At 49.5% G+C, this 23305-nt stretch carries 17 protein-coding genes; 3 read left to right on the top strand and 14 right to left on the bottom strand.

Annotated features, from left to right (window positions below; genetic code table 11):
- Window positions 1-79 precede the first annotated feature (79 nt).
- The 7 genes from cas3 to deoR all read right to left on the bottom strand — a co-directional run bounded on the left by cas3 (window position 80) and on the right by deoR (window position 8999).
- Window positions 80-2533, bottom strand: a complete 2454-nt coding sequence (gene cas3 / locus BFJ94_RS23995) for a CRISPR-associated helicase Cas3' (RefSeq protein ID WP_120464866.1) — start codon at window positions 2531-2533, stop codon at window positions 80-82.
- 422 nt (window positions 2534-2955) lie between these two features.
- Complete coding sequence (locus BFJ94_RS23990) at window positions 2956-4257, bottom strand: pyrimidine-nucleoside phosphorylase (RefSeq protein WP_120465390.1); 1302 nt, start codon at window positions 4255-4257, stop codon at window positions 2956-2958.
- A 132-nt stretch (window positions 4258-4389) separates the two neighbouring features.
- Complete coding sequence (gene deoD, locus BFJ94_RS23985; RefSeq protein WP_120464865.1) at window positions 4390-5097, bottom strand: purine-nucleoside phosphorylase; 708 nt, start codon at window positions 5095-5097, stop codon at window positions 4390-4392.
- Between the two features lie 22 nt (window positions 5098-5119).
- Complete coding sequence (deoB, locus tag BFJ94_RS23980; RefSeq protein ID WP_120464864.1) at window positions 5120-6301, bottom strand: phosphopentomutase; 1182 nt, start codon at window positions 6299-6301, stop codon at window positions 5120-5122.
- A 300-nt stretch (window positions 6302-6601) separates the two neighbouring features.
- Window positions 6602-7003 carry a cytidine deaminase gene (locus tag BFJ94_RS23975; protein ID WP_120464863.1) on the bottom strand — a complete coding sequence of 134 codons (402 nt, stop codon included), beginning with the start codon at window positions 7001-7003 and terminating at the stop codon, window positions 6602-6604.
- 288 nt (window positions 7004-7291) lie between these two features.
- Entirely contained in the window at window positions 7292-7957 is a 666-nt protein-coding gene (gene deoC / locus BFJ94_RS23970; RefSeq protein WP_120464862.1) for a deoxyribose-phosphate aldolase, read from the bottom strand.
- A gap of 109 nt (window positions 7958-8066) precedes the next feature.
- Window positions 8067-8999 carry a DNA-binding transcriptional repressor DeoR gene (deoR, locus tag BFJ94_RS23965; RefSeq protein WP_120464861.1) on the bottom strand — a complete coding sequence of 311 codons (933 nt, stop codon included), beginning with the start codon at window positions 8997-8999 and terminating at the stop codon, window positions 8067-8069.
- Window positions 9000-9410: 411 nt separating this feature from the next.
- Here deoR and BFJ94_RS23960 point away from each other — a divergent pair, with 411 nt between their 5' ends.
- The gene (locus BFJ94_RS23960) at window positions 9411-10673 is read left to right on the top strand and encodes a chitinase (protein WP_120464860.1); all 1263 of its coding nucleotides are present in this window, start codon (window positions 9411-9413) and stop codon (window positions 10671-10673) included.
- Between the two features lie 142 nt (window positions 10674-10815).
- Here BFJ94_RS23960 and BFJ94_RS23955 read toward each other — a convergent pair whose 3' ends face one another.
- The 5 genes from BFJ94_RS23955 to BFJ94_RS23935 form a co-directional block, all read right to left on the bottom strand.
- Window positions 10816-11790, bottom strand: coding sequence for an FAD-dependent oxidoreductase (locus tag BFJ94_RS23955; RefSeq protein ID WP_120464859.1), 975 nt, complete (start codon window positions 11788-11790; stop codon window positions 10816-10818).
- Between the two features lie 6 nt (window positions 11791-11796).
- Entirely contained in the window at window positions 11797-12897 is a 1101-nt protein-coding gene (locus BFJ94_RS23950; protein ID WP_120464858.1) for a helix-turn-helix domain-containing protein, read from the bottom strand.
- A 132-nt stretch (window positions 12898-13029) separates the two neighbouring features.
- Entirely contained in the window at window positions 13030-15171 is a 2142-nt protein-coding gene (locus BFJ94_RS23945) for a glycoside hydrolase family 3 N-terminal domain-containing protein (RefSeq protein WP_188831401.1), read from the bottom strand.
- A 185-nt stretch (window positions 15172-15356) separates the two neighbouring features.
- Window positions 15357-16364 carry a LacI family DNA-binding transcriptional regulator gene (locus tag BFJ94_RS23940; protein WP_120464856.1) on the bottom strand — a complete coding sequence of 336 codons (1008 nt, stop codon included), beginning with the start codon at window positions 16362-16364 and terminating at the stop codon, window positions 15357-15359.
- A gap of 148 nt (window positions 16365-16512) precedes the next feature.
- Window positions 16513-17340 (bottom strand): helix-turn-helix domain-containing protein, encoded by an 828-nt coding sequence (locus tag BFJ94_RS23935; RefSeq protein ID WP_120464855.1) that lies wholly within the window; start codon window positions 17338-17340, stop codon window positions 16513-16515.
- 745 nt (window positions 17341-18085) lie between these two features.
- Here BFJ94_RS23935 and BFJ94_RS23925 point away from each other — a divergent pair.
- On the top strand, window positions 18086-18730 hold the full coding sequence (locus tag BFJ94_RS23925; RefSeq protein WP_120464853.1) for a DUF1232 domain-containing protein: 645 nt from the start codon (window positions 18086-18088) through the stop codon (window positions 18728-18730).
- 213 nt (window positions 18731-18943) lie between these two features.
- Window positions 18944-20242: an NRAMP family divalent metal transporter gene (locus BFJ94_RS23920; protein WP_120464852.1), complete on the top strand. Its 1299-nt coding sequence runs from the start codon at window positions 18944-18946 to the stop codon at window positions 20240-20242.
- A gap of 117 nt (window positions 20243-20359) precedes the next feature.
- Here BFJ94_RS23920 and BFJ94_RS23915 read toward each other — a convergent pair whose 3' ends face one another.
- A complete protein-coding gene (locus BFJ94_RS23915) occupies window positions 20360-21271 on the bottom strand; it encodes a copper amine oxidase N-terminal domain-containing protein (protein ID WP_120464851.1) in 912 nt (303 codons plus the stop codon).
- A gap of 207 nt (window positions 21272-21478) precedes the next feature.
- Window positions 21479-23173, bottom strand: coding sequence for a M3 family oligoendopeptidase (locus BFJ94_RS23910; RefSeq protein ID WP_120465389.1), 1695 nt, complete (start codon window positions 23171-23173; stop codon window positions 21479-21481).
- Window positions 23174-23305: the final 132 nt, after the last annotated feature.

Here is a 23305-nt window from a genome sequence, read left to right as displayed (position 1 = left end):
GCGCGGATTGAAAGATATAGCATTTTATTAGGGAACCTATCTCGCCATTTAACAGCGAAGATAGGTTTTTTCCCTCTGATTAATAGCCTAGGAAGGCCATGGAGCTATCATTTTCAATGTCACAGCCAAATTCTTCGTTATAGGCTCGCTCATGCAAAACTAACACTTGCCCCTCGAAGTAGCTCTCGATTCCATCGTTCTCAATCAAATGGTCACGCTCATGACGGTATAGATTAACCGTAAATTGTTGTGCAGATCGTAATAGTGTGGTCAGATCATCAATGGAAGGACTTCCATTCAAATCCGTAATGATCCGCTCCCCCTCACCATAAGGGACAATTACCGATGTCGTCGCTTGATCGATGACTTCGAAATACTTAGCAGCAGTTCCGTAGCTATTGGCCAGCATCAGAGGAAGATTTACCCCTTTATTATGTCTATAATCCGCATAATAAGAATCAGAGTCACCTTTGGGACCAAATAGCAGCTCCGTCATCTTCCTTCTATTTAATTCTTTTATGTCATAATCAAGATCTGCTGCCTGTTCCGTATAGAAACTTTCAAAATACCTTTCCATTGCGGCACGTGACAGTAAATGCCCTCCGTACACGCTCGAATCTCGTCTCAAATCCGTAAGCAAGGTCCGAGCAATACTCTTCCCGTCCTCAATTTCGGGCAGCTTACTTAGATTCTCCTCTAAATGATCGATGACATACACCTGACGCAATGGATCTTTTCCATGGCGGTTGCATCTTCCAGCCGCCTGCGCAATGGAATCCAAACCAGCCAAAGAACGGATGACACAGTCGAAGCTGATATCCACCCCGGCTTCAATTAACTGCGTGCTGACACAAATGACCTTCTCTTCTTTTGCTAAATGCTCCTTAACCTTGTCTAATCTATCACTTCGATGCTTCGAGCACATGGATGTACTAAGATGATAGATCGGGATCGAAGTTTCAAATTCCTTCAGTCGGTTATACAGCTTTTTAACAACCGTCTTCGTATTTAAAATGACCAATACATTGTTGATGCCATTCGGATCATCAAAGCGTTCAAGGACAAATTCAGCTAATTGTTCTGTATTAAGCGGCTCCATCGTACGATCCACAATTTCCACACGCTTGAAAGCCTCAATCACATCATCAATAGAAGTGATCATTTCAGGTTCTTGATTAAGATGTAGTTCCTTCTCTACATAATGAAGTGCAGGCTGGGTTGCCGTACAGAGTACAATACTTGACCCAGCACACTCTTTCAAGAAATTAAGCGCCAAATTAAAGAGGGAGACGCATTTCGTAGGCACTTTCTGAACCTCATCGAAAATAATGACAGCATTGGATAGATTATGGAGTCTGCGGATATTACGGCTTCCCTTTGCATAGAACACATTCAGAAATTGTACCATCGTCGTAAAAATAATTGGCGCATCCCAGTTGTCTTTGGCCAGCTTCAGCCTTTGCCCAGCTGTTACGTAACCATCCTGCAACTCATCGTCTTCATCTTGGCTATCCTCTTCTACCACATTGGAATGATGCTCCAGAATATGATCCCGATCATCCAGAATCTTACGAACTTCTTCAGCATTTTGTTCAATAATGGTCGTATATGGCAGCACATAAATGATTCTTCGCTTATCGAATTCCTGGGCATGTCTTAGCGCATAACGCAAACTAGCCAGCGTCTTTCCTCCCCCAGTAGGAATGGACAATGTGTATATCCCCGATGGGTTCCAGGCAAACTGCTCACATAGGTCAGACATTCTGCTTCTTAACAGATTTATATTCGGATTTTCACCCTTCCGATCTTTCAATCCAACGATGTGCTTCATCAATCTGGTGTAATAAAGTGAAAATAGCTCATTCGTATCCAGTTCTTCTTCATCGGGCTGATTTGCTTCAAATCCCCTCGTATTCGTACGATCCGCATCAATCAGCATACTGAAGATAAACTTGGTTAGAAACATGCAGTTTAATTCAAAGTTCTGGGGATTATTTTGTTGAAGGAATTGTTCCAGCTCGGTCGCCGCACGGTCTACATAGTCATTAAACTCGCGCTCACTCATTACATTTTCGAAAAATGTCTCTTTACTCAACTCGTATTCCTCTAGTCCTGTCACTTTCTCCTTGACCCGCTTCAAATATTCCGACTCCCAGTCTGGACCGCAGAAATCCTTCAGATAGGAGTGATGCGAGATGATCGCATTGCCAACGATCTCTGCAAGAATCATCTTATAAGGACCGTGATCCTTATTGTGAAATAAATCGAATAGCAGCTTCCCCCCAGCCGTTGAATGATCGACCTCGCCTCTTCTCGGTTTGGTCGCAGAGTTTGAATCGGTCGCAGCCAGTATGTATTCCACAAATCGATGGGTGTACTTGCCTAAATCATGCAACAATCCCGCTAACCCCGCAATATGCCTGACATGCAATTTCGCTCCATACTTCTCCGCCAATTTCATAACCTCTAGCAAATGCTCCTCAACCGTCTGAATCTTACGATCACTTTCCCGTATATGGGCTATGGACTGCATTAATTATTCCTCCCCGATAGACAAAAGTATCTCCGACTCATAAATACAATATTTCCCTTATATATGGATGATTCGACATTCTGCACGGAACCCCTGCACTCTAACGAAAATCTAACGAAAATCTAACGAAACTGACAATCGCTATTTGAGCCAAAATGGGTGTCTGGGAATTCTAACGAAACTGGGGATCGTTATTGGGCGGATTTAGAGGTGGAAAGGGCGTTTTGAGGCTGAATAACGATATGGTGTTTCGTTAGATTGAAAAAGTCCTCGATTACGGGCAAATAGCGTGTCACAGTTTCGTTAGCGGGTTTGGCATGGTTTCGTAACAAAAACAGAGCAGAATTCCGGGCCAAAGGCCTGGTAATCCTGCTCTGCACGCGCCTAAATTCGGCTCGCTATCTATACATACTGCTCTATCCTTACTCCGTCACGATCTCATGCACCAGCACGGGGGCTTCAGCATGATCACAGACCCGGATGTTGGCGTAGATCTTCTCGACCACATCGTCTACGTTCTCACGGTTCGCGTGGATGGTGACGAGGGATTCGCCCGCCTTCACGGCGTCGCCGATCTTCTTGTTCAGCATCAGGCCGACCGCAAGGTCGATCTCCGATTCCTTGGTCGCACGGCCTGCGCCGAGCAGCATAGCTGCCGTTCCGATCTCGTCGGCCACAATCTCGGCCACAACACCGTCTTCACGAGCCGGAACCTCGATCCGGTACGCGGCCTGCGGCAATTTCTCCGGATGATCCACCACCTCAGGATTTCCGCCTTGGTTCGCGATAAATTCCTTGAATTTATCCAGCGCCTGACCATTGCGGATCACTTCCTTCAACTGCTCCTCGGCATCCTCTAACGAGGATGCTTTGCCAGCGAGATACACCATTTGTCTGCCCAGGGCAAGACAAAGCTCCTCAAGATCCGCGGGTCCATGCCCGCGCAGTGTATCGATCGCTTCCTGTACCTCCAGCGAGTTGCCGATCGCACGGCCCAGCGGCTGGCTCATATCGGAGATGACCGCCATCGTCTTGCGCCCGACCTTGTTGCCGATGCTGACCATCGCATGCGCCAGTTCCTTCGCATCCTCCGGCGTCTTCATGAATGCACCCGCGCCGGTCTTCACATCAAGCACAATCGCATCCGATCCGGCGGCAATCTTCTTGCTCATGATCGAGCTGGCGATCAGCGGAATCGAGTTCACCGTTGCCGTAACGTCACGCAGCGCATACAGCTTCTTGTCCGCTGGCGTAAGATTGCCGGTCTGGCCGATCACCGCGATCTTGTGATTGTTGACCAAGCTCACGAATTCGTCCTTGCTGATCTCTACATGGAAGCCTTCAATCGATTCAAGTTTGTCGATTGTACCGCCTGTATGTCCCAGTCCGCGCCCGGACATCTTCGCTACCGGAATATCCAGCGCAGCAACGAGAGGCGCCAGAACGAGGGTCGTCGTATCGCCCACGCCGCCAGTGGAGTGCTTATCCACCTTAACGCCTTCAATCGCCGACAGATCGATCGTATCCCCGGAATTCACCATCGCCATCGTCAGATCGGCCCGCTCCCGCTCCGTCATGTCACGGAAATAGATCGCCATAGCGAAGGCACTCATCTGATAGTCCGGGATATCCCCGTTCGTATAACCTTCAATAATGAAGTTGATCTCCTCTGTCGTCAGCTCTTTGCCGTCGCGCTTCTTCGCAATCAAATCAACCATTCTCATCATCGATTTCCTCGCTCTCCAAAGAGTATTGTTGCCATTCCTGATGTATATCCCAAGTTCTACTCTAAATTAAGTTGAACTAATGATTGTCCAGGATGAGGCATCCGGGTGAGATGTTGTTAAGACGGTATTTTACAGAGAAATAGCCGTCTCCAGCGCAACCTCCATCATATCGTGGAAGGTCGTCTGGCGCTCTTGCGCCGTCGTCTCTTCTCCAGTCAACAGATGGTCGCTGACCGTCAGAATCGTCAAGGCATTCACGCCGAATTTGGCGGCTAGAGAATACAGAGCAGTTGTCTCCATTTCTACCGCAAGCACACCATAATCCATCAGCTTCTGCACAATTGACTTATCATCGCGATAGAACATATCCGAGCTGAAGATGTTGCCGACATGCTGTGTCAGCCCTTTGGCAGCGCCGTTCTCATAAGCGGCCTTCAGCAGCGAGAAGCTGGCAATCGGCGAGAAATCATACCCGCCGAACACATGACGATTCATGCTGGAATCCGTGCAGGAAGCCTGAGCGAGCACGACATCACGCACATGGACATGCTCCTGCATCGCGCCGCAGGTACCTACCCGGAATAAATTTTTGACACCATATTCATTAATCAGTTCATTCACATAAATACTCGTTGTCGGAATCCCCATGCCTGTACCCTGTACCGAGATGCGCTTGCCCTTGTAGGTTCCGGTAAACCCAAGCATTCCCCGCACTTCGTTATAGCAAGTAATATCCTCAAAATAAGTCTCAGCGATAAACTTCGCTCTCAACGGATCCCCCGGCAGTAATATCGTCTCTGCAATTTCGCCTTGCTTCGCCCCAATGTGTACGCTCATTTCCTATTCCTCCAATGATTAATTATTTCAAATCAGCCAGGAAGCTCTCCCCATATTCAGGAGGAGTCACGCCGAAATTATCTGCTACCGTAGCGGCGATATCCGCAAATGTACCGCGTAACGGCAGCTCGCTTCCCCCCGCTGTAAACCGTGGAGAGTAGGCCAACAGCGGCACATATTCCCGGGTATGGTCCGTTCCTTTATAAGTCGGATCATTGCCATGATCCGCCGTAATCAGCAGCAGATCATCCTCGCCCAGCTTGGCGAATACCTCTGGCAGTCGCGCATCGAATTCCTCCAGCGCTTGCCCATATCCCTTCGGATCGCGGCGATGCCCGAACAGAGCATCGAAGTCCACCAGGTTAATGAAGCTAAGGCCTGTGAATGATTCATCTAGAGTGGCGATAAATTTGTCCATACCGTCCATATTGGACTTGGTTCTGATCGCCTTCGTAATGCCTTCGCCATCATAAATATCGGAGATCTTACCGAGAGAGATGACCTCGAAACCTTGATCCTTCAATTCATTCATCGTCGTACGCCCGAATGGCTTAAGGGCATAATCATGACGGTTCGCTGTGCGCGTGAAGTTGCCAGGTTCACCTACAAACGGACGGGCGATAATTCGTCCCAGCATATAGGGATCATCTCTCGTAATCTCCCGGCAAAACTCGCAAATTTCATACAGTTCCTCAAGCGGAACGACCTCTTCATGGGCGGCAATTTGCAGCACAGAATCGGCGGATGTATATACAATTAACGCCCCGGTCTTCACATGCTCCTCACCGAGCTCTTTAATAATTTCTGTACCACTGGCTGGCTTATTGCCGATTACTTTGCGCCCGGTCTTCGCTTCGATCCGCTGGATCAGCTCATCCGGAAATCCGTCTGGAAATACACGGAACGGGGTATCGATATAGAGGCCCATAATCTCCCAGTGACCTGTCATCGTATCTTTGCCGCGGGAGGTCTCCTGCATTTTGCAATAATACGCTTGGGGCTTGTCGGCGACAGCTACCCCGGGGATCGGACGGATATTGGACAGTCCCAGCTTCGACATATTCGGCATATTCAGGCCCCCGCATTGCTCTGCGATATGACCTAGCGTATCCGAGCCTACATCATCGAACTGCGCCGCATCCGGCGCTTCTCCTATCCCTACGGAGTCCATCACGATCAGGTGAATTCTCTTGAATGATTTCATTGTTGTGCTCCCCTTCCCTGGATTAATTCATACCTATAGGAATCCACAACGCTACACACTCTATGCAGTCGCTGGAGCATCCTCATAAAATTAAGGTAAACCAATTTCTGCAAATAGACAAATCCTATCTGTAGAAAAAACACTTACCCTAGTAGTGTCATACAGCAAACGTAAGCCAAAGCGTGCCACGACATCACTTTGTTGCTCATTTAGCCTCTCACGGCTCCGGCCATATTGAGGCCGATGGAAGAGAAAGCCGCGAATTCTTGTTACCGCTTACAAATCAAACAGAGAAGCTGCTTACCCCTTCTCCTTATCCATATCCGCAGCAGAGAACGCCCCAGGCAGCAGACGGGACATCGTCCATTCCTCTGTCTGCCCGCTTAGATTCGTCAAATAGACCTTGGTATCACTATCGCAGAATTCAGCGAGCACTTGGCGACAGGCACCGCATGGGGTGATGGGCCCTTCTGTATCCCCGACGACCGCGATCGCTTCAATCTTTCTTTTTCCCTCGGAAACAGCCTTGAACACCGCCGTTCGTTCAGCACAATTCGTCAAGCCATAAGATGCATTCTCCACATTACATCCCCGGAAAATAACCCCGTCCGCCAACACCGCAGCTCCCACTTTAAAATGAGAGTATGGCGTATAGGCCTGCTTCCGCGCTTCCAGGGCCTCTTGAATCAATTTATCCTTCATAGGCCGATCCTTCCTTTCGAGCAATTGTACAATGTACACTGCCCAGACTAAATTATAACGAAACAAGGCATCGCTATTTGCACCAAAAGCAGCGATTTCAAAATCTAACGAAACGTAGTATCGCTATTAGAGTAAATCAGGGGCTAAATGACGTGTTTCTGCCCGAATAACGATAGGGTGTTTCGTTAGATTTGAGGGAGTGCTGATTTTGCGAAAATAACGATATGGAGTTTCGTTAGAGCTACAGCAGACTGAACCGTCTTCTTCAACAGCCTGCATATATGCGATTTAATAAGAAGATGATGACGTAAGGCCCTTCATGATGCTTACGCCAGAGCTGGCGCCGATTCTGCTCGCTCCCGCTTCGATCATTCGGTTCACGTCTTCCAGACTACGAACACCGCCGGAGGCCTTCACACCGACCTGCTGCCCAACTGTTCTACGCATCAACGCAACATCTTCCGCCGTCGCGCCGCCTGTGGAGAAGCCAGTCGAGGTTTTCACGAAATCTGCTCCTGCCTTGACGGCCAATTCGCAGGCACGAACCTTCTCATCATCTGTAAGCAGACAAGTCTCGATGATCACCTTCACCAGCGCCTGACCTGCAGCCGCCTTCACTACCGCTTCAATATCTTGTTGAACGAATGAATCGTTGCCAGCTTTCAATTGGCCGATATTGATGACCATATCTACTTCCTGTGCTCCCTGCTCGATCGCCTTCTTCGCTTCAAACGCTTTGACCTCGGAAATAGTGGCGCCAAGCGGGAAACCGATGACTGTGCACACTTTAACCTCCGTGCCAGCGAGCTGTTCGGCAGAATAAGCGACCCATGTCGGATTGACACAGACTGAGGCAAATTGATACTGCTTCGCTTCATCAATCAACTTGGAAATTTCCGCTTGCGTCGCATCTGCACGCAACAAGGTATGGTCGATCATACGAGCTATGTTCATGCTGGTACACCCCTTCAAATTAATTAATTTGATTCCATTTATTGATTTCAAGAGTATCATAACATGCGATCTGAACAAATGTAAGTGACGTCATGAAATTATGTTCAGCCTACAATAGAGCCTGCGCGGTAAATTGATCTGTCACAAGAATATTGGCGTATTTGCCCACGAGTGCCCCGCGGATCGCTTCGATCTTACGCTGCCCGCCCGCGACGAGAATCGACTTCTCTTTATGGCGCAAATCCGGCAGATCGATCCCTACCGTGCGATTATTAATCTCTTCACTGCATAGCTTGCCCTCCGCATCGAAGAAGCGGGAGCATATATCGCCGATGCCCTTATCCTGCAAGAGCTGCTTCTCTGCATCATTGAAATAACCCAGCTGGAATAAGAGCGCATCATCATTGACCGTACCCACCGTGAATATCGCGATGTTCGCCTGGCGGCCAAGCTCGATAATGCGGTGAATATGCCGATCCTTCTCCACCATCTCTTTCAAGGCGACACTATCGAAGATGACGGGCAGCGGCAAATAGCGGGCAATCGTATGGTAAGCCGATGCGAACAGGTTCACTGTTTCGGCGGCATAAGTATTCACATGCGAGTGGCTTAAGCCTCCCTTGAGCTGCACCACCTCGACGCCCCGGACCTGCTTCTGCTGGAGCGAAAGCGCAACGGCATGCATCGTCCTGCCCCAGGTCACCCCGATAATATCCGCATCCTGGACAATCTCATGCAGATAATCCGCCGCCGCCTTGCTGATGTTCTTCTGGATTTCCTTATATTCGTTAACTGGGGAATAGCACACCAGCGCCGTCTCCAGCTCATATTTACGCTTGAGCCGGGAGACGAGCTCATTCAGATCCTCCAGAGGATCAGAGATATCGATACGCACATAGCCCTGTTCCTTCGCATATTGCAGCAAGCGGGAGACGGTCGGGCGGGACACGCCCAGCTTGGAGGCAATATCCATTTGGCTGTAATCCGAAAGATAGTATAATCTGGCGGCTTCAATACTTAATCTTTGCTTATCCTGATCCATTTGAACAACCTACTTTTATTAGATAATTTCTCTCTATATATTCTAACAATTATTCGTGAAATAGGATATCTGCCAATATCGCTCGTCCAGCAGCCCTACGATTAGAAGATATTACCCCCTCTTTGTAAGATTTTATCCCGGATTCTAATTTCCTATCACGCCCGAGTCCAGCTAATCTTACAGACATAAGTCTAGGGAACGAAACAGCAGCTTTTCGACAAGAGGACCGCTCCCTTTCTACAACAGCCTCCCTGCTGATAGTCATCTCCATGATTATCCGTACATCTGTCTGATATATACCGAATGCCGTATCCGTATACCTTCGTGGGCAAGAGCGCCTATATACAAACAACCTCCCTCGTTGCTACCATGTAAGCGTTATCCAAAAATAATCCATAAAGGAGAATGTGCATGTCCAATCGTAAGTATCCTCTGATGAAGAAGGTGTTACGTCCCGTCCTGACCCTCGCTCTAGGTACTTCGCTCCTGATCGCCCCTCTTGCGGCATACGGCTCGAATTCAGCTCTACATACCTCCGGAGCAGCGGCCAGTGCCTCTGCGAACTCACCGATTGTCACGCCGGTTCAATATTCAGGCAGCTCCCTGGCGGTCGGCGAGAACCGGCTGCTAAGCCGGATCGATATGGCCCGGGAATGGGATGACATCGATCCCGACTACTTACCGGATCAAGCGATTGTAGCGGTCAAGGCACTTCTCTCCAAAGAAGATTTTGAACAATTATTTCCCTACCGACTGGGCTCCAAGGAATGGTTCAAGGTCGCGGAAGGCAAAGAATACTATAAAGCGGATCAAACCGATTATTTCTCCTATGACAATCTTCTAAATGCTGTGGCAGAAGTCTCCAATGTTAAGATCAAAATAAGTACCCGCGCAGGCACATCTGCGCAAGAGATTCATCGACTGGATAAAGAGGCCAAGGTCGAGACATTGGTGCTTCGCTCGGATGACTTCAATTCGGCCGCGAATAAGCTTAAGCCTATAGACACAGTGATTGTGGATTGCGGAACCTTCCTGAAGGAAGGCTTCAAGAAAGACCGCAAGCGTGAGCTGGCTGCATTCCTCGCCAACCTGTCACATGAGACTGGCGGCGGATGGGCGACCGCTCCCGGCGGACCTCTCAAATGGGGGCTGTTCTGGAATGAGAATATCGCTGGCAGGACCGGCGCCAATATGGACGCCTTCGTCGATCCGGCCAGCGCCAAGTTGTTCCCGGGAACAGAGGGCAAGCGTTATTACGGCCGTGGGCCAATTATGCTGAGCTGGAACTTCAACTATGGCCTGTTCAGCTCCATTATCTACGGAGACAAGAGCGTCCTGCTCGACCATCCCGAGATCGTGGCGCAGGACGGCAAAGTTGGCTACATGACCGCCATCCTGTTCTGGATGACACCTCAAGCGCCGAAGCCTTCCGCCCATGACGTCATGGTCGGCAGATGGAAGCCTAGTCCAGAGGACAAGAAATTAGGTCTGGATAGCCCGGGCTTCGGCATCACGATCATGGTGCTCAACGGCTTGGAAGCTAATCTCGGGGAAACCGAGGGCAGCCCAGTACAGCGCCGCGCCGGCCACTACCGCGATATTATGAAGCAGATGGGCGTGGACATCAAGAACGAGAAAGTCGATACGCTGGATATGAAGCCTTTTGGGGGATGAAGCCACTCGCGACAAATCCCCTTGTAATGGACATCATTGTCCGTTACAAGGGGATGTTCACGTTTTAGGGCGCGCAAAAGGGGCGTCTTGCAAGTCGGAAGCTCGACTTTTGAGACAGCCCCTTACATTTTTACAGCCTATATCACTGTTCTCCAATCCCTAGCCTAGTTCTGCTCGGCAACGGCCTTATATGCCTTCTATGCCCCTGCCCCATATTGCCAGGAATATAGCCCGACAGCTTGGGCATGTTATCGACCCGGTAAGCATAGACACGAAAGCGCTCATATACTATGTTCTCTAGCAGCCTGCACTCCTCCGCATCCAGCTCCATCTTATGTACTAATTCCTGCAACGGCGCTGTATAGATCAATCTATCAAAATATAGCGTCCCCTGATTCGTCACAACTTTAAGCTGGCCCGTCCCCTCCTTCTTCCCAATACGCTGTACCTCGCAGGTCAATCTCAGATCGGAAGCACAGTCTGCCATCCTTTTGGATAGTTCAACAACGCCTCCGGGCCATGAAATCATATGTGTGATCTCAATGAATGACACCAGATTATCGTAGTTGAGCAGCTTCATCACATAAGCCGCAGGAACATCATCCATATTGCCGAACCCGAACGCGCAAAAATAATGCATAAACACCTGTCTTAACACGGTCAATCCATTCTCATCACACCAAGCGGAGAAAGGCTTATACAGCTCTGGCGGAACCTGTCTGAACCCCGGCTGTCTGATAGCCTCGTATTTGCTCATAAGCGAGGGCAGACGCTTGAATTCATCGGCAAAATCAGGCATTTGCTCGAGCGGGATTTGCGATATTTTACTGCCATCCGGATCGAAGAAGCCCCTGTCCAGCAGCGGTCCCTTCTCCAGCAGATCGAATTGCTCCATATACTCCATCGTCATCTGATAGGAGGGAAGGCCGATCAGCGCCCCCATTTCATAGGTTCTCCCCTTATACTCTATCGAGCAGCATTTGCCCCCGACCCGATCGGACTGCTCCATTACAGTTACATAGCGATAGCCCCTTGACTCTAATTCATAGGCTAGTGCCAGACCAGAAATCCCCGCACCTACGATCCCGATATGCTCCTCTTTTCCAGCCATCCCCATGCTCCATCATCTCCTCGTGTACAGCCATAGTGGCAATGGTTCCTGTATTCCTCTGTAATTCAGCACCATATCCGAAGGAATCTGCCCTTTACTGCTTCCTTCCTCCAGGGGGCGGATGTAATTATAATGCTTCATAAACTGGTCGAGACGCTGCTCAAGTACGGCAAAAGAATCGGTCTGTCCCTCCTGCCAGAGTGGCTGATAGAAACGGTTCATCAATACTGCGGCGAATTCATGCAAGGGTTGGAATATTTCATGTCCGGCGCTAAAGGGAATGAAATGGATGTTATTTTTATGTAAAAAATCTGTGTATGTATGGGTTCCCCTCTCCCAGACGGTCGAGAACTCCTGGCTTCGATTGGCGACCAGATGATCGATCTTGAGATGGAAGGTTCTGAGCAAAGGCATAATCTTGAAACGCATGAAATCGATCAGGTGAATCGACGACTTCTGATTGTACAGCTTGACCAGAGCCAGTCTGGAGTAAGCATCGAGAATGATATATTGATATACCCTGCCGACCTCCGGGAACTTGCCTAAATATTGAATGGTCTGCAGACATATATAGCCGGGATACGCATGTTCTGGATGCTCCATCCGATAGTCGAGCTGAGGCGGCTTGTTCCTTTCCTTCCCCCTTGTCCCGGCACCCCCGACTCCAGCTCCCGTATAATCGCTGCCACTCATCGGTACAGCTCGGCCTGCCTCCGTCTTCATTGCTCGTCTACCCTTCCGGCTTCTTATCTCCGCTGCATACTTCTCCCGTTCCTCCCGGCGGTTCAGCCCATGCCTGCGCAGCACATTGTATATCCCGGATTCTCCTGCACGTATTCCCTCCTCCTGCAGTTCATAGTAAATTCGTCTCGGCCCATCCTCCGGAAAACGCGCCACATACTGTAGAATCAGCCGTTCCGTGCGTCGGTCCACCTGATTCGGCATTACTGGTCTGCGCTCCTTCTCGCTTAACCCGGCCATTCCCTGCTGAATATAAGCATTGTACCAGCGATAATACAGGGTACGGGAAATGCCGAATTCCTGGCAGGTCTTCGCGACATTGTTGCTGGTCATTCCCTGCAATATAATCCGGTACTTCTGTTGCTCATTCAAGTTTCGTCTCTCCCTCCCGAGCCACTTCCTTCCTCATGGATAGATTATATTAAAATCAGGGCTTTCGAACCATGAAATGAATTACAGCCACCTAGCGCAAGAGACTGCGCATCAGTGGCTGTATGGTCATACTTATTTAATAAGACGGAACCTCGCTTGCAGTGTATCGCGACTGTTCGGTCCGACGAATACCTCGAAGCTGCCAGCGTCGCTGGCAAATGATAGGTCACTATGATAATAGCGAAGCTTATCTTCGCCAAGCTCAAACACTACCTTCGCGGTCTCTCCCGGGGCCAAGTCTACCTTGTGGAAGTCCTTGAGCTCCTTCATGGGCCGGACGACTTCGCCGGCGATATCGCGAACATAGAGCTGAACGGTCTCTACACCCCTTAACTCACCTGTATTACGCACCTCTACAGTCACTTTAAGTGATTGCTCCGGTGTCATTACCTCAGACGATAATTCAAGCGCACTATAATCAAAGGTCGTATAACTTAATCCATAGCCAAAAGGCAGCAACGGCGCATTAGGGATATCCAGATACTGCGACACATACTTCTCTTCTGTATCCTCCGCTGGTTTCGGACGACCCGTATTATAGTGATTATAATAGACCGGAATTTGTCCCACCGCGTAAGGGAATGACATCGTCAGCTTCCCGGACGGATTAGCGACTCCGTATAATAAATCGGCGATCGCCGCTCCGCCTTCACTGCCCGGGAACCAGGCTTCGAGCACAGCATCGACTTGATCGATCACTCCATGTAAATCGAGCGGGCGCCCGTTGAACAGAACGACAGCCAGCGGCTTCCCATGTCGCTTCATCGCTTGAATTAACTGAAGCTGGGCCCCAGGCAGCTGGATGTTGCTGCGGCTGCTCGCTTCACCGCTCATCTCAGAGGCTTCGCCCAGGGCGAGCACGATCACATCGGCTTCTTGCACCGCGGCATCCGCCTGCTGCAATTGCTCCTTGCTCATCGACATGATGCCATTGCCTTCAGCCAGCACGACGTTGTCGCCAGCCAGCTTCACCATCGAAGCGCCGAGCTGTAACGCAGTCTCCCGCGACCCTGCCCAGGACCAGGAGCCGAGGATGTCACCGTTCTGTGCGAACGGCCCGACCACCGCTACCTTCTGTTCCCGATGCAGCGGAAGCACCCCTTCGTTCTTGAGCAGAACACAGGACTTCGTGGCCAGCTCCTGCGCGACCTGGCGATGGGCATCGCAGTAGATTACTTCACGCTCCGCCTCAGGATCGGCACCGCGCAGCGGATTGTCGAACAAGCCGAGCTTCTCCTTCAGCTCCAGGATGCGAATCACCGCTTCATCGACCAGCGCCTCATCCACCAAGCCTTCAGCGACTAATTGCGGTAAATGATGGACATAGGTCGGCGTCATCATTTCAATATCGACTCCTGCCGTAATCGCCTTGAGCGCCGCTTCGCGATCATCCTCAGCTGCACCGTGAGCGATCATCTCCCGGATCGCCGCCCAATCCGAGATGAGCACGCCGTCAAAGCCCCATTCCCCGCGCAGCAGATCGCGCATCAATTTGCGATTTCCGCTGGCCGGAATGCTATCGACCGTGTTGAACGAGGTCATCACCATCTCGCAGCCCTCATCTAGCGCCGCCTTATAGGCCGGCAAGTAATACTCGCGCAAGCTGCGTTCTGACAAATCGACCGTGTTATAATCCCTTCCGCCCTCAGCAAGCCCGTAAGCAGCGAAATGCTTCACACAGGCGGCCACATGGCTTGTATCACGGGTTAAGTCGCTACCCTGAAAGCCTCTAACCATCGCTCTTGCGAAGAGAGCGTTCAGATAAGGGTCTTCGCCGGTCGATTCCATCACCCGGCCCCATCTTGGGTCACGGACCAGATCTGCCATCGGGGCAAAGGTGACATGCAGCCCTGATACCGCCGCCTCCTTGGCAGCTACCGCGGCGCTGCTCTCCGCCAGCTCCGTATCCCAGGAGCAGCCCATCGCCAGCGGAATAGGGAAGATCGTCTTGAAGCCATGGACAATATCCGCCATGAACAAGAGCGGTATCCCCAATCTATCCTTGGCTAGATGAGCCTGCTGGATCTTAATGATCTTCTCCGCTTCAGAGACACCCAGCACAGAGCCTGCTCGATTCACCTCGGCCTCGCTAATCCCCATCGCTTCCATCGGTCCCGTAATCTGACCTTCATCACCGTCATCGTAGAAAGCAGCTACTAGCTGCATTAGTTGGGCTGCCTTCTCTTCCAGCGTCATTTCCTTCAATAAATTCATAATACGTTGACTTGTCACGGATGAATTCCTCCACTCGATATAACGAATCGTTTTGAATCATTTATCAATTCATATAAATAGATTATGTATTAATAAATTACCACGAAAATCGAAACGTTTCGAGTAAAATATTTAATTCACCCAAAATGTTTAAGCGCTACGGCCAGAATACCGCCGCCCCCCTGCTATTCAGACTGAACCTTGCTTCTATCCTTCACCGATTGGCACTCGATCAATTTGACATTCAGTTTATAGAACATGTCAACTTCCTCGCCGTTCAGCATCTGAAACAGCAGATGGCCCGCGAGTGAACCGGATTCATACATCGGCTGACGTATTGTAGTCAGCGGCGGCTGAATGAATTCTGTCAATTGGATATCGTCAAACCCGATAATGGATATATCCTCCGGTACCCTGATTCCGCCCTCTTCCAAAGCCTTGAGTCCACCGATCGCCATTTCATCATTTCCATAGAATACAGCCGTAGGGAGTTCCCCCTGCATCATCATCATCTTCGTTGCCTTATATCCGCCATCGCGGACGAATCCTCCGCTAATCCGCCATTTCGCTTGCTCTTCCAGCCCGCCCTCCTGCATCGCCCGCTGGAATCCTTGATAGCGGAGCGAGTTGGCGAAGGAATTAGATGGCCCGCTTATATAAGCGATTTTGCGGTGCCCCTTATCCATTAAGTAGCGGGTTGCTTCGTATCCCCCGGACTCCCCATCCACAATAATGCTGATCAGGCCTTCACCCGAAATGATCCGATCCATGGCGATGATCGGGAAGCCAGCCCCCGCCGAGGCCTGCATTACTTCATCGGACATGTTATAAGCCAGCACGACAGCTCCATCTACCCTCTTCTCACGTAAAAACCGGACCGCGGTCGAGTCCCCCCCACCGATCGAACTGCAAGCGATCAGATCATAGCCATTGGACAAGGCTACCTCCTGAACACCGCGAATCAGCTCCGAGTAGAAGGGCCCCGACAGGTCCGCAAGAATCAGGGCGATTGTATTCGTGCGGCTACGTTTTAAATCCATGGCAAAACCATTCTTGTGATAATTCAGCTGCCGAGCCGCCTCCAGCACCTTCTCCCGGGTCTTGGCGCTGACTTTATTATTGCCGCTTAATGCATAAGAAGCGGTCGACAATGCAACCCCCGCTAATTTTGCCACATCCTTAATCGTAGCCATCTGTTATTCAATCCTTCCCTTACATTACTATAAGCTTAAGTATAATTACTTCATCCCAAAATTCATATATCCTTTATTTTAAGATGAGCTTGTAATTCCTGCATGAAATTGGCGGCCTCTTCCGCCATCCCCGGCTTCCATTCAGGCTCTAAGCAAACAGACAAACCAGCCACTCCACGATCGGCCTCCATAATCCCGGATATTCCTGATGAATCAGCGCTCTGACCTGATCGGCATAGATAACGCTGAATTGACTATCTTCCACAAGTATGGTGTAGGCTCCCCTTGCAACGTTCCCTATAGCAATATGTGCATTCGCATATCCGCCGATAGCAATCCGGGAAGCGATCGCCGCGCCGCCGACGGAGAACATGCCCATGGCCAGGCCGCCAAAGGCAAAGATGCCGAGCGCCACGCCGCCCATTGCAAAGGTTCCTGCCGCCACACCACCGACAGCCAACAGTAAGCCAAGAGAAAATGCCGCCAACGAAATGAGACCCGCCGACAACACCCCGATACTAATACCGCCGAGCGCGAAAATTCCCAGCGACAAGAGGCCGATCGAAATATTGCCCACCGCGATGATCCCTTTGGCGACGTATACTTTTCCCCGGCCATAATTAATATGAACTAACGGTAACCCGAACAGTGTCGCCTTGCTCTTGTATTCATAGTGGTACAAATAGCTTCTTACATAGATCGTACTTGAAGGGGACGATTCTTCAGGAGTTGCTTGATTGCCAGGGGCAGGATCGAGTGCCAGAGCGCCTCTATCCGCGGACAGATCCTTCACTAGATGGTCTATGCTGACCTGGAACAGATCGCTTAGCGCAATCATTTTATCCATTTCAGGATAGGATTGCCCCGATTCCCACTTGGACACCGCTTGCCTGGATACCCCGATGACCTCCGCCAATTTTTCCTGAGACATCCCCTTTTGTTTCCTGTAACTTTGCAGCTTCTCTGCTAAATTCATGATCCATCACCTCAAGACCAGCATATAAAATCACCCTACGGATGACTACCAAGTTAAGCTGACAAAGTGTCAACCAGTGGTTGCATCCCTTATCCCACAAGGATATCAGGGCTTTTGCCGCGAGTCTGTTAACTATATCGTATGGACAATCTGGCCCGGAGCTCTAACGAAACTCCATATCGTTATTGCTACGAAATCGTTTCGTTACAGCTTAGTAGGGCAGGCTTTCCAGGTGCCGAGTGGCATAGGGGAGGGCGTGATACTTAATTGGTTGCCATTCTATTGCTGAAACTTAGCCATATAATTATATACAGACAGCCAATGATCGATCGTTAGTTGGAACTGGGCGATGGGGGGCGCCGATGGATTCCTTCTCTTCATCCTGCCACTCAGCTCTAACTCCTCGCATTCATGCTTACAGTGACCACAGACTCCCAACTGCAGTTCAGTTCCTGACCTTTGCCTGATGCAGAGTTCTTTTCCGAATATCCAATCCTCTGGAGCCAGCTCCAGCCTCGATCGCAAGCAAATAATACAATGATACATCTCGCATACACCTCGTTATTATCGTCGTAGTAACAGGATATGAGCCGTGTTGAGATCGGTGCATCTCAATAGGGCAAAATGTTGAGAAATGATCAACAATTCACTCCCTTCAGGGAAACAAAATATGAACAAGGCCGTTCCTTCAACATATATTGATCTAAGCAGAGGGATGATGGTCAGAGAGGAGGAAGGTTCGCCAATGGAATCCAATTTTGGTGTCGTACTTAAATCGTTGCTACAGAAGAACTCGCTGTCCATGCGGAAGCTGAGTGTGCTGACGGGAATCGATACAGCGACGATATCTCGGATCGTAAATGGCAAGCAATCTGCCAAGCCAAGCCACCTGAAGCTATTCGCGGAGCATCTGCATGTCCCGATGGGCATGCTCGTTGAAGCGGCCCTGCTGGAGGGCAATGAGCTGGAAAAAGAACGGCTCACCGATCTGCACTACTCCATTAATACGATTCAAGACATCCTGGCCTCCTCATCCAACTTCGACTCGCAGTACACCACGGAACGTGTGCAGCAGGAATTAGAGAAGTACGAGCAATATGCCCGGACTACCGAAGGCAAGCAGATGATACACAATGACTTTCATTCCAAGGTAGAGCAGGTGAATGGCGCCGGCCCCTTCATTGAGAAGTTGAATCGGATGTTCGAGCAATATTGCCACGAGGACGTATCTCCTGAAGAGCAGGCTGTACTCGGCAGCGGATTACTGTATTTCATCTCTGCGGTCGATATCATCCCCGATTATTTATTCCCGATCGGTTACGTCGATGATGCGATTGCCGTCCAGCTTGTGATGGAGCGTCTGTCCCGGACCGACGATTCCGCTTCATAAATCCATAACTTAAGATAGTTCATTAGAAAGCCCATAGGCTAAGCAATGGTTGCTCATTGTGGATCTTATGGGCTTAAGTCCGTCTGGAACAATTGACATCATTGCCTAAGAAGCAAACCTTTATTGCAATAAGCTCAAAATTCGTTGCACTTTTCTCAACACTCCTGAATAGACTGCAACATGATTAACATCCAAGAGGGAGTGAGAACGTACATGAGTCAAGTTCAAGCGGAAGAGAGTCGTTCCAAGTTCAAAGAGATGGTGGATCGCCCTAAAAAGGGGCCGCGTCGCTTTCTGTGGATTCTATGGGCGTTGCTAGGTCCTGGATTGCTGGCGGCGATTGCCAATAATGACGCGGGAGGTGTAATCGCCTATGCGGTGACGGGAGCGCAATTCGGTATAGGCCTATTCGTACCGCTCGTGATTTGCTTGGCGCCGCTGGCCTACACGATTCAAGAGATGAGCATGCGGCTGGGGGCGGTTACCCAGGAAGGCTTCTCAAGGCTGGCGCTGAAACGGTATGGGCGCTTCTGGGGTTACTATCATATTTCTACCTTGGCATTTGAAAATCTGCTGACGCTGATCACCGAATTTATCGGCATGACGGCCGGATTAGTGCTGTTAGGTTTCCCGTTATGGCTAAGCTCTCTGGTCTGTCTGCTGCTCATTATCGCCTTCGTCCTGTTCACCGGCTATTGGACCAAGGAACGGATGGCCCTGTTCATCGGCGCTCTCAATGTGGTCTTCCTCATCGTCGCCGCCATGACCCATCCCAGTATGGCCGATATCGGACGCGCTTTCGCCACCTGGAACGTACCTGAATACTTAAAGGATGGACTCGTGTGGTTCATTATCGCTACGATCGGCAACGCGATCGCTCCCTGGATGATCTTCTTCCAAGGCAGCGGAACGATCGATAAAGGCGTCACTGCCAAGGATCTGCGATTCAGCCGGTTGGATACAGCGATCGGCTCGATGATCCAGGTCATTATCGCGGCTGGCATTATCATTTGCGGGGCAGCCTTATTCGGCCATGTACAGAATATTAGCGAAGCCGGTCCGGCGGAGATGATCAGCGCGATTGATAATGTGGTCGGAAGATGGCCTGCGATTCTGTTCGGACTCGGCCTGTTCAATGCGGGATTTCTCGCTTCCATCACCGTCTCCCTCTCTTCCTCCTGGAGTATCGCAGAGCTGTTCGGCTGGTCCAAAAGCTTGAACGACAAAATAACCGAAGCGCCCAAGTTCTATGCCGTATATATCGGTAGCCTGGTCTTTGCGGCAGCAGCGATCCTGATTCCGAATTTGCCGCTGAACCTCATCTCCATTGTCACACAAGTCATAGGCGGAATATTGATGCTTCCCCTGCTCATATTTATGGTGCTGATGACTAGCGATAAGCAATTGATGGGACAGTATCGAACCAAGCTGTTCGGCAGAATTTGGGGGTGGTTGATGGTTGCGCTTCTGATCGGCTTGACGGTGGCCACGTTCTGGGAGACTTTTTTCTAAAGAAAATAAAATACAACCAGCGCGTACCTGCATCGGTACGCGCTGTAATCCCCCAGGCCGCCTCTGAAGTCCACATAAGTCCGGTGAGGTGATGAATGTAGGTATCTATTTACTGTCCTATAATTCCCACCAGCTCTCGTAGGAAATTTGGATATCGCTGATTTCTTGCAAATTCGGCTTAACTATGAGCATAACCTCGGAATCGACTGTTCTCCATTTAGCAACAAAAGCAAACTCATCATCACTATAGGCTAACTGATTCCATTCTTCATCCGTATAGTCAACGTTCATTTCCTTATAAATTTCCAAAGTTTCAAAGGTTGGCTCTCCGTATTGCTTAGTCAAGTATGCGGTTAAGGTCCTATAATCCTGTACGTAGTTATTCCCACTGGAGCTTTGTATGAAAAATCCCCCTTGGTCTAGCGTCCGTTGACTCGAAAATAAATAAATAGCGTTGGCGTCAAAACCGGCAAACTTCGTCTTCTGATAGTGAAGGTATGGTCTTTTGGTACCCTCTTCCAATAGGGGGGTGGTTTCCGATTTTTTCACCTGATCTATAGTCATTCCCCATTTAGCATTTTGGAAGGATGGCTTATCTAGTTGTGTCCAGGCAATTTGATCACCGATTTGAATCGCATTACGCCCATTATCATATGCCACCTTCGCACCGGATACATTCGCGACAAAACGAAGCGGTACATAAGTAACCCCATTGACAGATTTTGGAGCGACCGGCAGCTTAGTTTCTTTTCCATTGACAAGTGCCTTAGTACTACCAACTGTTAATGTAATTGAAGTTCCCTCTTTATCAGCTTGAACGGTCTTGGCCGCTGCTTTATAAGTTACCTCATATCCTAATTCTTTAAATATGATTTTGAATGGAACTAAAGTAGTTCCTGACTGCGTCAGTGTATTATCTGTGACAATATATCCGTTGACTAAGACACGATATGTACTTGGTGCCGCACTGGCAACCGTCCCTCCAGTAAAAAGCAGTAAAATAAGTCCTAATAGGATGACTCTCTTCATTCTTATCTCTCCCCAATATTATGATGTTTAGTTGGACTGTTACAGTTATATTAGCAAAATAACCTTATGAGCTCCTTGTATATTATTCCATATTCAGATACTGTCTTGCTCACCTTATGCACCTGCAATACAGTACATTATTTAAAAAAAGTCGCCAAATTGGCGACTTTTAATGCGTATATACCCTATTACCATTACCAGATGTCTCTACAATGCCTTATCATCCATTTCATCCAGCCAGGCCTCAATACTGCCGATGACCGAGGTGACACAGCCCTCCTCGAACGGCGAGATCAGCCCCGCCACCTTCACCAATTCAGTGAAGGACAAGCTGCCGCCTTGACGGCAAAGGTGCAGGTAATCCGCCCAGGCCGCCTCGCGGTTCTCATGCATCTTCTTCCAGAACTGAAAAGCACAGATTTGCGCCAGCGTATAATCAATATAATAGAATGGCGTGGTGTAAATATGGCCTTGCTTCTGCCAGAAACCGCCGCGCTCCAGGTAATCATTATCGGCATAATTCCGATGCGGCAAATATTTGCGCTCAATGTCGCGCCAGGCCTGTTTGCGCTCCGCTGGCGTTGCATCCGGATTCTCATACACGAAATGCTGGAATTCATCGACCGATACGCCATAAGGAATGAAGATCAAGGCGCTTGCCAGATGATCGAAGCGGTATTTGTCCGCATCCTCCTTGAAGAAGAGATTCATCCATGGCCAGGTGAAGAATTCCATACTCATCGAGTGGATTTCACAGGCTTCATACGTTGGGAAGCTATACTCTGGCACCTGGAAGCGTCTGCTCTCATATACCTGGAAGGCATGGCCAGCTTCATGAGTCAGCACGTCGATATCGCCCGAAGTCCCATTGAAATTCGAGAAAATAAACGGCGCACCATATTCGCTGATATAAGTACAGTAGCCTCCGCTCTGTTTCCCCTTTTTGCTGACGAGATCCATCAGTTCACTGTCCTGCATAAACTTAAAGAACTCATCGGTCTCCGGCGATAGCTCAGCGTACATCGTCTTGCCGTTATTTACAATCCAGTCCGGATCTCCCTTCGGCGTCGCATTCCCGGATTTGAAGCTGATATTCTCATCATAGTAGAGCAATGACTCGACTCCGATGCGCTCACGCTGGCGCTCCTTCAGCTTCGTGGTTACAGGCACGATATATTTATGCACTTGGTCGCGGAATTTAGCTACCATTTCGGCATTATAGTCAGTCCGGCTCATCCGTGCATAAGCAAGCTCGACAAAATTGTCATAGCCCAGCTTCTTCGCCATTTTCGTCCGAACCTTCACCATATCATCGTATATACGGTCTAGCTCCTGCTCATGCTCCGCCAAGAAGCTGCTCCGCGCTTCTTCAGCTCTTTTGCGGAGATCACGATGGGTAGACTGCATGAAAGGTACCAACTGTGCGAGCGTACGCTCCTCTCCCTCGAACGGAATCTTCGCCGAAGCGATCAGTTGAGTATATTCTGTCTGCAGCTTGTTCTCCAGCTGCAAATCCTCGATAATCTCAGGGCTGAACGACTTGAGCGACAATTCAGCTAACTGAAATAATTGCCGTCCCCATTTCTGCTCCAGCTGCGCTCTGAACCTCGAGCCTACCAGCGCACGGTAATAATCATTAATAAATTCCTGAACGATCGGGTCAACCTCGTCATAATAATCATTTTCTGCCTTATAGAACTCATCATTCGTGTCGATCGAATGGCGAATAATTGAGATCTGCTGCATTGAATCATACTCGCTGCGCAGCTTATTGATCTCGGACATCGCTTGATCCTGCTCTTCATAACTGTGCGCAGAAATGAAGGAATTCAAATGCTCCTTGAATTTCATTTCGAATTCCTTAACATCCGGACGTTCATAGGTATATTCACTGAATTTCATCTTCTGCATCTTCCCTCTCTCATTTTTAGAATAAAGGCTAGTCTATCTATCATACACCCTAGTTATATTCCACCACATCTGCTATGATTCCTGCGCTAAAGTTCCGGCATACTTCCGGCTTTCTGGAAATCA

The sequence above is a fragment of the Paenibacillus aceti genome (genome assembly GCF_003614185.1).
In the GTDB taxonomy this organism is placed as follows: Bacteria; Bacillota; Bacilli; order Paenibacillales; family Paenibacillaceae; genus Fontibacillus; species Fontibacillus aceti.
Note: the sequence above shows the minus strand (reverse complement) of the source record. Positions and strands in the feature narration are given on the sequence as shown.